Origin of the sequence: Aeromonas sp. SCS5 (assembly GCF_001887375.1) — a bacterium.
Lineage (GTDB): Bacteria > Pseudomonadota > Gammaproteobacteria > Enterobacterales > Aeromonadaceae > Aeromonas > Aeromonas jandaei.
Genome location: NZ_LFCS01000013.1, coordinates 123,232 through 135,201 on the forward strand (window position 1 = coordinate 123,232; position 11,970 = coordinate 135,201).

General features: G+C 62.3%; 10 protein-coding genes. 4 read left to right on the plus strand and 6 right to left on the minus strand.

Going from position 1 to position 11,970, the window contains the following annotated elements; translation table 11 throughout:
* Positions 1 to 217 precede the first annotated feature (217 nt).
* Positions 218 to 595: a hypothetical protein gene (locus tag BS300_RS17060; protein ID WP_033113750.1), complete on the minus strand. Its 378-nt coding sequence runs from the start codon at positions 593 to 595 to the stop codon at positions 218 to 220.
* Between the two features lie 185 nt (positions 596 to 780).
* Between BS300_RS17060 and BS300_RS17065 the strand changes: the two genes are divergently transcribed.
* Together BS300_RS17065 and ydiK are read left to right on the plus strand one after the other, a co-directional pair.
* The gene (locus tag BS300_RS17065) at positions 781 to 2,160 is read left to right on the plus strand and encodes a phosphatase PAP2 family protein (protein WP_071914176.1); all 1,380 of its coding nucleotides are present in this window, start codon (positions 781 to 783) and stop codon (positions 2,158 to 2,160) included.
* Positions 2,157 to 3,242: an AI-2E family transporter YdiK gene (gene ydiK, locus BS300_RS17070; RefSeq protein ID WP_071914178.1), complete on the plus strand. Its 1,086-nt coding sequence runs from the start codon at positions 2,157 to 2,159 to the stop codon at positions 3,240 to 3,242. The genes BS300_RS17065 and ydiK overlap by 4 nt, the downstream gene beginning before the upstream one ends.
* A gap of 650 nt (positions 3,243 to 3,892) precedes the next feature.
* Here ydiK and BS300_RS17075 read toward each other — a convergent pair.
* From BS300_RS17075 to BS300_RS17095, 5 genes are all read right to left on the minus strand, one after another.
* Positions 3,893 to 4,258 (minus strand): hypothetical protein, encoded by a 366-nt coding sequence (locus BS300_RS17075; RefSeq protein ID WP_071914217.1) that lies wholly within the window; start codon positions 4,256 to 4,258, stop codon positions 3,893 to 3,895.
* Positions 4,259 to 4,679: 421 nt separating this feature from the next.
* The gene (locus tag BS300_RS17080; protein ID WP_071914219.1) at positions 4,680 to 5,819 is read right to left on the minus strand and encodes an agmatine deiminase family protein; all 1,140 of its coding nucleotides are present in this window, start codon (positions 5,817 to 5,819) and stop codon (positions 4,680 to 4,682) included.
* A 17-nt stretch (positions 5,820 to 5,836) separates the two neighbouring features.
* A complete protein-coding gene (locus BS300_RS17085) occupies positions 5,837 to 6,946 on the minus strand; it encodes an extracellular solute-binding protein (RefSeq protein WP_204378243.1) in 1,110 nt (369 codons plus the stop codon).
* Positions 6,943 to 7,857 (minus strand): N-carbamoylputrescine amidase, encoded by a 915-nt coding sequence (aguB, locus tag BS300_RS17090; RefSeq protein ID WP_071914179.1) that lies wholly within the window; start codon positions 7,855 to 7,857, stop codon positions 6,943 to 6,945. Before aguB ends, BS300_RS17085 begins: the two co-directional genes overlap by 4 nt.
* Before the next feature lie 4 nt (positions 7,858 to 7,861).
* The gene (locus tag BS300_RS17095) at positions 7,862 to 8,914 is read right to left on the minus strand and encodes an agmatine deiminase family protein (RefSeq protein ID WP_071914181.1); all 1,053 of its coding nucleotides are present in this window, start codon (positions 8,912 to 8,914) and stop codon (positions 7,862 to 7,864) included.
* Positions 8,915 to 9,029: 115 nt separating this feature from the next.
* Between BS300_RS17095 and BS300_RS17100 the strand changes: the two genes are divergently transcribed.
* Both BS300_RS17100 and dhaR read left to right on the plus strand, forming a co-directional pair.
* Positions 9,030 to 9,929 (plus strand): LysR family transcriptional regulator, encoded by a 900-nt coding sequence (locus tag BS300_RS17100; RefSeq protein WP_071914184.1) that lies wholly within the window; start codon positions 9,030 to 9,032, stop codon positions 9,927 to 9,929.
* 73 nt (positions 9,930 to 10,002) lie between these two features.
* Positions 10,003 to 11,904, plus strand: coding sequence for a dihydroxyacetone kinase operon transcriptional regulator DhaR (gene dhaR, locus BS300_RS17105; RefSeq protein ID WP_071914224.1), 1,902 nt, complete (start codon positions 10,003 to 10,005; stop codon positions 11,902 to 11,904).
* Positions 11,905 to 11,970 lie beyond the last annotated feature (66 nt).

Genomic DNA, 11,970 nt, shown 5'->3' on the forward strand with positions numbered 1-11,970 from the left:
TTATACCAGAGGCGGGCCGCTGGATAGAAACCGGCCGGCAACGAAGGCGTGCCCCGCTGCTGTCCTGACCACGCAACATATGGGCAGTTTGCTGATTAACAAGGGAAAAGCGGGGGATCTGGCCGTAAGGGGTCGATTGCCTGCCATATGTTGCATAAAAGATGTCGCCCCTCGCGGGGCGTCATCGTTCAGTGCAATTGGCCGGTCAGGTCGGTGATCAGAAGCGATCCTGCGGTTCGACTTTCTTCTCCTCCTTGCCTTCGCTGTGGGCGATGGCGGTGCGGATGAGGTCAACCCCGGCACGGATAATCAGCACCCCCATGTTGACCAGCTTGACGCAGACCCACATGAAGGTGATGAGCAGGATCAGCTTGAGCACGGTCTGGAACGCTTCCAGGAAGTTCTGCTCCAGCTGGGCGGTGAGGCCGTTGGCGCTGGTCATCAGCCAGGTGTAGACCTCGCGCACGAACGGGATGCGGCTTGGCATCTCCAGTACGTCCAGTGCCGCAGGCAGGGCCTGAAAGATAACGATGCTGCCGAACAGGATCAGGATGACACCGATGGCGATGCCGAGGAAAAAGCCGAACTGTCTCATGGAGGGCTCCAGCGGTTGCTGCATGACATTGAAGATAGCCGCCAATAGTAGGGAGTGCCCTCGCTCATCGCAATCTTCCCGGTGTGGCCATCATGGCCGGATCAGCGCAGAACAGGCCGCCAGCATTGCCCAACTATCTGATTTCTGGGAGGCTTGTCGCCATTGTGCATAGGGAAAGCAAATTGATGTCGAGAACCCTCTTTTTACTGTTGCTGGCGCTGTTTGCCGCTCTGCCAGCCCTGAGCGCCGAACCGACGGCGGCAGTCTGCGCCATCCGCCATCAGGATCAACTGCTGCTGGTGCAGGATCGCATCTCCTCTCGCTACAGCCTCAGTGGCGGCTACATAGATGGCGACGAGCGCCCCGAGCAGGCGGCGCTGCGCGAGCTGTATGAAGAGACCGGCCTGCGCGGCGAAGTCGTCGCGGATCTTGGCCGCTGGCAGAAAGCGCAGGTTTTTGCCTGCCGCACTCTTGAGCCTGTCGTCGCCCAGCAAGATTCCGATTTTGTCTCGCTGCTGCAGGCTCCCAATCTGGGCGGGGAGATCCTCAACGCCCGCTTGATTGCGGTGGACAAGCTGCCCCGCGAGCAGCGCCGCTTCCCCGATCAGCTCGACTGGCTGCAAGCCCGGCTTGGCGAGCTGCCCGAGAGCGAGGTGCGCTGGCAGGCCGATTTCGTGGCGCAGGGCAATGCGCTGCATCAGGCCGAGATCCCGCTGATGATGCGCCTGCAACAGTGGCTGGGGCCCGATGTCTGGTGGCTGTCGGTCAGCAATCTGTTTGGTTCAGGCGGCTTTCAGCTTGCCCTGATACCTTTGCTGCTCCCGCTGCTGGGGTGGCCGCGGCTGCGCCAGCTGCTCTTTGCCATGCTCTGGCTCGGGCTGCTGGTGCAGGCAAGCAAGGAGGGGATCGGCTGGCCGCGCCCCTTCCATCTGCAACCTGAACTGGCGACTCACAGTGCCCAGGGCTTTGGCATGCCGAGCGGTCACACCGCCTCGGCGCTGCTGTTCTGGGGCGCGCTGCTTGGCTGGCTCTGGCCTGCCCGGCGCGGGCTGGCCTATTCGCTGGCGCTGCTGCTGGCCCTCACCACCGGTCTGGCGCGGGTCTGGCTCGGGGTGCACTTTATCTCCGATGTGGCGGTTGGCCTGCTGATTGGCGCCTTGCTGCTGGCGGTTCGCCCATACTGGCGGCTGGATCAGCGCGCTTCCGCCTGGGGCTTGCTGATCGCCGCGGCACTGGTTTGCGCTGGCCTGAGCCAGTCGGCCCATCTGGCCGGGATCGGGCTGGCGGCGCTGGGCCTCTGGCTCGGGGGGCGGGCCACGCTGGTGCGTGACGGTTATTGCCCGTGGCTGACCGGCGCCGTGGTGCTGGCGGGCATGCTGCTGATGGTGGCGGGCGCGTGGGCATTGCCACTGTTGACCAGTAGTTCGCTCACTATCCTGCTTGGTCAGTTTGTGCTCTTTTTCGGGCAGGGGCTCTGGTTGAGCGCTGGCCTCTGGTGGATACTATCTCTCTTGAAACAAGACTCTCGACCCAGGGGCGGATGCCCTGACAGGGAAACCCTATGAACATGAAAAAAGTGGATTTGGCCAAGATAACCCTGGGGGTGCTGTTTCTCAGCATCCTGATTATCTCCTGCTTCCTGGTGCTGCAGCCCTTCCTGCCTGCACTGGTGTGGGCCACCATGATCACCATCGCCACCTGGCCGCTGATGCTGATGGTGCAGCGGGTGCTGTGGGGCAAGCGGTCGCTGGCGGCCCTCTTCATGACGCTGGTGCTGCTGCTGATGTTCGTCATTCCGCTCTTTATGACGCTGGCCAATGTGGCGGAGAAGGCACCCATGCTGATCGAGCTGGGCACCAATATCAGCCAGTCGCCGCCGCCCGAGCTGCTCTGGCTGCAACAGATCCCGCTGGTGGGTGACAAGCTCTACGGCTTCTGGCAACAAATTCTGGCGAGCGGTGGTCAGGTGCTGTTTGCCAAGCTGGCTCCCTACTTTGGCCAGACCGCCCGCTGGCTCGCCGCTCAGGCGGGCAATCTTGGGCTGCTGTTCGTTCACTTCCTGCTGACCGTCGGCATCTGCGGCCTGCTCTACCACTCCGGTGAAGTGGTGGCGACCGGCATTCGCCGCTTTGCCCACCGTCTGGCCGGGCAGCGGGGCGACAACGCTACCGTGCTGGCCTCCCAGGCGATCCGTGCTGTGGCCATGGGGGTAGTGGTGACCGCGCTGGTGCAATCCTCGGTGGCCGGTGTCGGCCTGCTGATTGCCGGTATCCCCTATGCCATGGTGCTGGTGGTGGTGATGTTCCTGCTGATCGTCGCCCAGATCGGCCCCTTCCCGGTGCTGCTGGCCTGTATCGGCTACCTCTACTGGAGCGGCGACACCACCTGGGGCACCTTCCTGCTGGTCTGGTCACTGTTTGCGGGCACCATGGACAACTTCCTGCGCCCCTTCCTGATCAAACGTGGCGCCAATCTGCCGCTGATCCTCATTCTGGTGGGGGTTATCGGCGGCTTGCTGGCGATGGGGATCATCGGTCTGTTTATCGGCCCCGTGGTGCTGGCGGTGGGCTACACCCTGCTGGATGCCTGGATCAAGGAAGATGACCAACCGGCGACCGCCGCGGTTGAAGCGGCCAAGGCCGAGTGACGATTCAGTAAAAAGACGATTCAGTAATCAACTGCTGATGCCAGGAGCCGCCCAAAAGGGCGGCTCTTTTGTTTATTGCCGTCCCATGCCGCTTCGATGGGCGAAGCGTGATCGGACGAGCGAGATTCCGCTGTCCCGGTTGTATCCATAAGTCGGCGGTGACCCGTCAGAGGGGAAATGCGGGTAACTTATGGCGGTAAAGCAGAGCGGGCAAGCGGTATAAGCTGAATTTATGGGTTTGTGTTAAATGCCCCAATTTTTGCTTATACCGACGCCTGTCCAGCCCCAGCGCCACGATTTGGTCCGCAACAGGCCAGCCACAGGCAGTGGCCGATTTGTGCCAACTCGTATGCAACTCGTGTTACTGCCCATGTTGCTTCGAATAGCGAAACTGATAGGAGAATCGAGATGCCGCCGTTCCGGTATTTCCGTGAATCAGCGGCATCTGGCAGAGGGGAAATAGGAGTGGGCGTTATAGCGGGGGAATAGATTGACGCGAATGTCCTAAGGGCTGAAATTGATACCGAATGAAGTTCGCACTAAAGTAGAGTAACCAAGACACCGGTTTGAGGCCGGTGTCAGGTGATCACTAGATCTGTTACGCTCAGAAAGGTGGGAGTCCGAATTTAGTTAGATAGGATAGAATTTACTCATGACTTACGTTTCTTTCTGAGTTTTAAGCTACCCTCTGAGTACTCAATTTCCTCATAGCCCATAAATATAGCAACAATTAACCCGATACCAAGTGATGCTGCCGCGATGATTGCTGCGATCTCTACACCTGTTAATGCAGCAACAGGAGCGGCCGCCAAATAAGATATTCCACCTGTTGCTGGAGCAGTAAGTGTTGCAGCTCCCAGAGCAGCTGTTAATGCCGCAAGAGCAACCCCGCTTAGCTGTGCTACTTTCTTCGCTCTCTTCAATTTATCTGCTAACTCGCCTTTTACAAGGATGATATCAGCTCCTGATTCCTTGGCCTGCTCGAGTTCTTTTTTTGTTCTTACTATGGTTTCCATACTCTCCTCCAGCTGTAGTTGTCTAATCATTCCTAATAACGTGATTAGATGAAAGGTGGCATTCTGCAATCCGTCAATAGAGTCCTCCATATAAGTCAGAGTTATGCTGATGTAACCCAAAAAAGTTGCTTAAAATCAAACACTTATTGTTTTTATGATATCAAATATATTTGCTAGGAATCCTCCTTTGGCTCTGTTTTTCATAACTGAGAAAATACACTTCTGGAGCAGTATTGGAAAGTACCGCCCAGCCTCGGTTTCTTGAATAACTCAGGAGTGTGATCGAGGTGACATCCATATGACATAGCTGGCCAAGATACAGAGCGGCGGCTGGTTCAGGGGCTTGTGGTTAACAAAAATGGGCATGGCGAAATAACCCGGGGCGTGGCAACGCCCCGGGTTATTTGTGGGTAGATGAGGGTCAGGCGGGCTGGTGCAGGGTGATGCAGTGAATGCCGCCGCCACCGGCGGCGACCGGATCGATATTGATCTGCACGATTTCGCGGCCGGGGTAGAGGCGGGTCAGCAGCTCCTGGCAGTAGCTATCGGCGGCCTTGTCGCCAAACTCGGGGGCGATCACCGCACCATTGATCGGTAGATAGTTGATATAACCGGCGGCAAAGTCGCGGCTGCGGCTAAAGCGGTTGTCCCGCCCATCGAGCGGGGGCGGCAGCACATGCAGCTCCAGCTTGTTGCCGTCGGCATCGGTGGCCTGCTTGAGGATGGCCATATGCTGGCGGGTCACCTCGTAGTCGTGGGATTCCGGGTCGTTGTCCAGATTGACCACCACCACCCCGGGGCGGACAAAGCGGGCGTAGAAGTCGACGTGGGCATCGGTGATGTCCTTGCCCTTGATGCCCGGCAGCCAGATGATTTTGCGCAGCCCCAGATTGGCCTTCAGCTCCGCCTCCAGTTGCGCCTTGCTCACCCCCGGGTTGCGGTTGCTGTTGAGCCAGCAGCTCTCGGTCAGGATGGCGGTGCCGTTGCCATCCACCTCGATGCCGCCCCCCTCGCCAGTCAGCTTGCTTTGCAGATAGTGAGCATCCGCCTGCTTGCTGACCAGCTCGGCTACCCCCGCATCCTGTTCGTGCTCCTGCTTGTCGCCCCAGCCGTTGAAGTTGAAATCCACCAGCCCCAGCTCCCCTTCGCCGTTCTGAACGAAGACCCCGCCGGTATCGCGCAGCCAGATATCGTCCAGCTCGGCGACGATAAAGCGGGTGTTCTGCTCGCCACAGAGTTGGCGGGCCAGTGCCTGTTCGGCTTCGCGGCAGAGCACGTTGACCTGGGTATAGGGCACCATGGCCTGCACCAGCCGGCCGATGGTTGCCTGCACCTCCTTGTAATCGCGGCCCCAGATGGCCGAGCTGGCGGCAAAGGCGACCCAGACCCGGGTCTGGAACGTCGACTCTTCCGGCATATGAAAGGGCGTGTTGGCGCTCGCCAATGCGCTCTCTTCCGGGTTAGCGCCGTCGGCCGCGAAGGCTTTGCCGGGCAGGTTGCCGAGCCCGGCCAGCGCACCGATGGCCGCCAGCTGTTTCAATACGTTGCGTCGGGATGGCATGAGAAACTCCTTATGATTCATAGGCTGCTCTTGAAGCGAGTCCAGGCCCGCATGCGCGCTCGCATGGCGGATTGCGCGATATCCTGGCCCGGGATGAGCCGCTGATAGGTGGCGTCATCCAGATAGATATCCGGGTTGCCGGTCATGGCCGCATCAACCATGGATTTTGCTTTGGCACTGGCAGTGGGATAACCGGTGCTGTTGCTGATGGCCGCCATGTTGGCCGGGCGCATCACAAAATTGATAAAGGCGTAGGCGTATTCAGGATGGGCGGCATCCGCCGGGATCGCCATGGTATCCATCCAGATAGTGCTCCCTTCCTTGGGCAAACGGTACTCGAATTGATCCTTCTTGCCAGCCTCGGCGGCGCTGCGACGCGCTTGGGTCATGTCGCCGCTGTATCCGAGGGAGAGGCATATGTCGCCGTTGACCAGCTGGGTGGCCGGCTGGGACTGGAATTTGCGGATATAGGGTTTGATCCCCTTGAGCAGGGCCAGGGCCGCATCCAGATCCGCCGCTTTGCCACTGCGGGGTTCACGTCCCAGATAGTGGAGCTCCACCGCCAGCACCTCGTCGGGGGAGTCGATGATGGAGATGCCACAGTCGGCAAACCTGGCCGCCAGCTCCGGCTTGAACAGCAGGTCGAGACTGTTGACCGGGGCATCCGCCATCCTCTGTGTGATCATCCCGGCGTTGTAGGTGAGCCCTATGGTGCCCCAGGTGTAGGGGACCACCGCATCCCGTGAATGGGGATAGGCTTGCTGGATCCGCTGCAAACCCGGCTCGATGTCGGCCAGATGCTGCAACTTGCTCTTGTCGAGCGGTTGCAGGCTGCCGGCACGCATCAGCCGCTCCGCCACCGTGTCGCCGGGGAAGATCAGGTCATAACCGCTGTGACCGGCCATCAGCTTGGCTTCGAGGGTTTCGCTGCTGTCCATGACGTCATAGATGACCCGGATCCCGGTCTCTTTGGTAAAGGCGCTGAGGGTATCGGGGGCGAAATAGTCCGCCCAGTTGTAGAGGCGCAGCACCTTGTCGGCCGGTTGCTCCTGAGCGAGCGCTGCTGCGGTGCCGGTGCACAACATGGCTGCGAGCAGCGCCAGCGTGCGGGATAGTCTCTCTGTCATGCCAACACTCCTCTGTGATTGCCTGTCATCCGGCTCTGGTGGCCATCCAGACTCAGCAAGGTGCCATACATCTCCGGGCGGCGATCCCGATAGATGCCCCAGCTCATGCGCTCCTCGGCCATGGCTGCGAGATCCAGCTCCTGCACCAGCACGCCCGGGGTGGTTCTGTCCGCCTCGGCGAGCAGCGCCCCCTTGTGGTCGGTGATGAACGAGGATCCGTAGAACGTCATCTGCAGGTCGGGATCCGTGGTGGCCACCTCGTTGCCAATCCGGTTGGCGGCTATCACCGGCAGGATGTTGGCGGCGGCATGGCCGCGCTGGGTCAGCTGCCAGTGATCGCGGGAGGCGAGATGGGCCGCCCCCGGCTCCGAGCCGATGGCGGTGGGATAGAGCAGCAGCTCAGCCCCCTGCAGGGCCATGCTGCGGGCCGCCTCGGGGAACCACTGATCCCAGCAGATGCCGACGCCGATCCGCCCTGCCGCGCACTCCCAGACCCGAAAGCCGGTATCGCCGGGGCTGAAGTACTCCTTCTCCTGATAGCCGATGGCATTGGGAATATGGGTTTTGCGATAGACCCCAAGCAGCTTGCCGTCAGCATCCGCCAGTGCCAGCGAATTGAAGAAGGCGTTGCCGGCCCGTTCGAACCAGCTGATGGGCAACACGACGCCAAGCTCGCGAGCGAGTGCCGAGAAGCGGCGCAGCACCCGGCTCTGTTCGAACGACTCGGCCAGCGCCAGATGGCCGTGGTGCTGCTCGATGCAGAAGTAGGGGGTGGCAAACAGCTCTTGCAGCAGGATAAGACCCGCCCCTTTGGCGGCCGCTTCCCGCACCTGACTCTCCGCCATATCGAGATTGCGTGGCAGATCCCAGCTGCAGGCAAACTGGGTCGTTGCGACGGTGATGTTGCCCATCCTCTTATCCTTGTACCGGCCATGCCGGCTGTTGCTGGGTGATGCAGTGGATACCGCCGCCGCCGTGTGCCAGCTGGTTGATCTGCACCGGCACCACCTCCCGCTGCGGGAAGGCGCGCTGCAGCACTGCTGCCGCTTCCCGGTCGCTGGCCACGCCATAGGCGGGCATGATGATGGCGCCGTTGGCGATGTAGAAGTTGGTGTAGGAGGCACAAAAGACCTCGGCCTCTGCATCGATGGCCTCGCTGGCCTCGTAAAGATCCTGCAGCTCGAACGTGCGCCCTCTGGCATCGGTGGACAGCATCAGGGCGCGGCGGTTCTCCCTGACGATACGGGCATAGGTCGAGCTGGTATCGCGGGTGGCGTCCACCAGCAGCTGGCCGGGGCGACTGAAGGCACAGACTCCGTCCACATGGCCATCGGTCATGTCGCCGGTGACATGGTCGGGATCCCCCGGCAGCCAGATGGTCTTCTCGATGCCGAGCAGGCGGCTGAAGATTTGCTCGATCTCGCCCTTGCTGATCCCCGGATTGCGATTGCTGTTGAGCAGCACCGATTCAGTGGTGATCAGGGTGCCTTCGCCGTCCACATGGATGGCGCCCCCCTCGTTGGCCAGAAAGCTGCCGATGGTATCGAGCTCCAGACTGTTGAGGATGCGGCGAGCCAGCCCTTCATCGAGCGGGTGGGCCGATTTGCCGCCCCAGGCGTTGAAGCGCCAGCTCACCCCGGCACGGCCCAGTTCCGGGTGGCAGATAAAGGTGGGGCCGGAGTCGCGGCACCAGCTGTCATCTACCGCAATGGGGACAAGGGTGACCCGCTGGTCACAAAGCGCGCGCGCTTCGGCCAGCGCGGAAGGGTCGACCACCAGCTTGACCGGCTCGAACCGGACAATGGTATTGACCACCCGGGCGAAGTCCTGCTGCACTCCGGCGAGGGTGACGCCCCAACCTGACTCCCACAGCGCCTTGTTGTGGGGCCAGACCATCCAGGTCGCTGTGTGCTGACACCATTCGGCGGGCATAAACCAGCCCTTTGCCACGATTCCCTGTTTCCGCATATCACCACCCTGATTAGGTACTATTAAGATTGCTGACGATGGGGATAGACTATTCCCGCAGTTGGTGGCGAACAAACGATCAATTTTCCGTAAAAGTGATAAGTGGAGCTAATCAATGGTGTTCAAGCAGTGGCCCCCGCTCAACGTGCTGCGGGGCTTTGAGGCGGCGGCCAGACTCGGCAGTTTTCATCAGGCGGCGCAGGAGCTGCACCTGACCCAGTCCGCCATCAGCCAGCAGATCCGCTCGCTGGAGGAGCTGCTCGGCCAGCCGCTGTTTCACCGGCAGGGGCGTTCGGTCGTGCTGACCGATGCGGGGCAGGATCTGCTGGAGACCACCCAGAGCGTGCTGTTGCAGCTGGCGATGGGGATCCAGCGGCTGGAGCAGTACCGCAAACCGAACCAGCTGGTGCTCAACACCAGCACCGCCATCGCTCGCCACTGGCTGCTACCGCGACTGGGGGAGTTTCATCGCCTGCATCCCGATATCGATCTCTGGTTGTTTACCAGCGATGAAGAGCCCGACATGGCGGAGCAGACCGTCGATCTTGCCCTGCGCTGGGATCTTGGGCCGCAGGCCGAGTGTCGCCGTCAGCACCTGCTGGCGGATCGCTTGCTGCCGGTGGCCACCGCAACCGTGCTGTCCCGACCCGCGGGGGAGCGCACCACCCTGCACGGCGAGCGGGAACTGGATTGGCATCACTGGACGCTGAGGGGGGGAGAGGATCTGCATTTGCAGACCCGGGGACTCAACTTCTCCGATCCCGGCCTGCTGCTTGAGGCCGCCAGCGCCGGACTCGGTGTGGCGCTGGTGAGCGAACTGCTCTCCCGTTCCGCCCGTCAGCAGGGACAGTTGTTGCCGCTCTCCACCCGTCGGGTCAAGGGGCCGCAGTGGAATCTGCTGGTGCATCAGGATAGCGAGGGAATGCCGGAGTGCCGTGCCTTCTGCCACTGGCTCGGCCAGCAATTTGCCGACGGTGAACCCGATCGGGAGGAGGGCGGGCTTGCCACCCTCTGAGGCAGGTCACTGAATCGGGGGCGCTGGCGTGGTTAAATGGTCGGCTCACATCTTGCCGGATATTGCTGTGACCATGCCATCTGACCTTCAGCCGCTGCTCGCCTGGCCCGACTATCTGCAGGCATCCTGGCTGCGCTGCGCCCACCAGACCAGTGCCACCCTCTGGCATCCACCCCACTGCGCCAAGGGGCAGACCTTGCAGAGCCTGCGCCAGCGCAAGCGCGACCTGCTCACTACCGGCGAGATGGCCCTCGAAGATCTCTACGAATTTATGGAGGGGCGCCCCTGCGTCCTGCTGCTCACCGACGAGAGCGGCTGTCTGCTGGCCCAAACCGGTCACCCCGACACCCTGCGCGAGCTGGCGGCGCTGGGGTTTGGCCCCGGCGCCTTTTTCAGCGAGGGGCGCATCGGCACCAATGCCATCAATCTGGCGGCGCTGGAGGGGGTGCCGCTCTGCGTCAGTGGTGCCCAGCACTTCAACCAGACCCTCCATCCGTGGCACAGCTGCGCCAGCCCGGTCTACAACAGCAATGGCCGTCAGGTCGCCATCATCGCTCTGGTCTGCAAGGTGGAGGAGGCGAGCGCCGGCGATCTGGCGCTTACCGTCAGCGCCGGGCGCGAGCTGGCCCATCTGCTGCAGATGGAGACCCTGATGCAGGAGTCCCAGCATCACCTGAGCGAACTTTACGCCCTGCTCGATGGCATGGATGACGGTGTGCTGGCCTGGGACCCGCAGGGCCGACTGCGCTACCTCAACGCGTTGGCGGCACACCGGCTGCGGCTCGATCCGGCGCTCTGTCTCGGCCAGCCGCTGGAGCAGCACCTGCTGCTACCCCAGCGGTTGCAGCTGGCCATCAGGGGGCAGACGCCGCTCAGCCATGTGGAGGTGACGCTGGAGCGGCTGGGCGCGCAGGAGGGGGAGTTTATCAATGCGTTGGTGAGCCTCAAGCCGCTGCCGGGGCCGGAGGGGGTCAGCTTTATCGCCCTGCTGCACCCGGTCGATCGGCTGCGGGCCATTCACCAGTTGCGCCAGACGGTGCCCGAGTTGTCGGCGCTGGTGGGGGAGTCGAGCGCCATGCGCAAGCTGCTGCGCTACGCCCGGCAGGCGGCCCAGAGTCAGGGGCCGATCCTGCTGCGCGGCGAGGAGGAGGTGGGCAAGGCCCAGCTGGCGGAGGCGATCCACTTTGGCAGTGAGCGGGCCGCCGGGCCGCTCATTACCCTCAACTGCAAGGCGCTGCCGAGCGAGCGGATGGCGCTGGAGCTGATGGGTTCCGACGAGGCGGGGCAGGAGCGGGCGGGCAAGTTCGAGCTGGCCCACGGCGGCACCCTCGTGCTGGAGCAGGTGGAGTGTCTCTCTGCCCCCATGCAGGCGGCGCTGCTGCAATTGCTCAAGACCGGCCGCATCCAGCGCTTCGATTCAGCCCGTATCCTGCCGCTCAAGGTGCGGATCATCGCCACCAGCAGCGCTCCGCTGGAGCAGCTGGTGCAGGAGGGGCTGTTTGGCCGCCAGCTGCTCTATGCTTTGCAGGCGTGCGAGCTCTGGCTGCCGGGGCTGCGGGAGCGCGCTGCGGACCTGCCGGGCCTTATCAGCCAGCAGCTGGCGGCGCAGGGGCGCGAACCGGTGCGCCAGTTCAGTCCGGCGGCCCTCGACTGTCTGCTCGCCTATCCCTGGCCCGGCAATCTGGGGGAGCTGCGCAGTGCCGTCGAGCATGCGCTGCTTCACGCCGGTCAGGGGCCGATCCCGCCCGAGGCGCTGCCCGCAGCCATTCGGCACGGCTATCAGCGGGTGGCGGATGAGGTGGTGGGGCAACCGCTGCTCACGCTGGCGGAGCTGGAGCGGCAAGCCATCCTGCGCTGCGCTCACGCCTGCAAGGGACAGGTGAGCCAGATGGCCCAGCATCTGGGCATCAGCCGCACCACCCTCTGGCGGCGGCTCAAACTGCTCCAGATCGATCCCGCCGACTATCACGGCTGACGGCGACCCGTCGCCAACTGGCCCGCAGAAAACGAAACGGCCCCGCAGATGCGGGGCCGTGTTATA

Excerpts from the sequence above, each read along its gene's own strand:
- BS300_RS17100 (WP_071914184.1), top strand. The coding sequence starts at position 9,030 with ATGGTGTTCAAGCAGTGGCCCCCGCTCAACGTGCTGCGGGGCTTTGAG.
- BS300_RS17065 (WP_071914176.1), top strand. The coding sequence starts at position 781 with ATGTCGAGAACCCTCTTTTTACTGTTGCTGGCGCTGTTTGCCGCTCTG.
- BS300_RS17085 (WP_204378243.1), bottom strand. The coding sequence starts at position 6,946 with ATGACAGAGAGACTATCCCGCACGCTGGCGCTGCTCGCAGCCATGTTG.
- BS300_RS17075 (WP_071914217.1), bottom strand. The coding sequence starts at position 4,258 with ATGGAAACCATAGTAAGAACAAAAAAAGAACTCGAGCAGGCCAAGGAA.
- aguB (WP_071914179.1), bottom strand. The coding sequence starts at position 7,857 with ATGGGCAACATCACCGTCGCAACGACCCAGTTTGCCTGCAGCTGGGAT.
- dhaR (WP_071914224.1), top strand. The coding sequence starts at position 10,003 with ATGCCATCTGACCTTCAGCCGCTGCTCGCCTGGCCCGACTATCTGCAG.
- ydiK (WP_071914178.1), top strand. The coding sequence starts at position 2,157 with ATGAACATGAAAAAAGTGGATTTGGCCAAGATAACCCTGGGGGTGCTG.
- BS300_RS17095 (WP_071914181.1), bottom strand. The coding sequence starts at position 8,914 with ATGCGGAAACAGGGAATCGTGGCAAAGGGCTGGTTTATGCCCGCCGAA.
- BS300_RS17060 (WP_033113750.1), bottom strand. The coding sequence starts at position 595 with ATGAGACAGTTCGGCTTTTTCCTCGGCATCGCCATCGGTGTCATCCTG.
- BS300_RS17080 (WP_071914219.1), bottom strand. The coding sequence starts at position 5,819 with ATGCCATCCCGACGCAACGTATTGAAACAGCTGGCGGCCATCGGTGCG.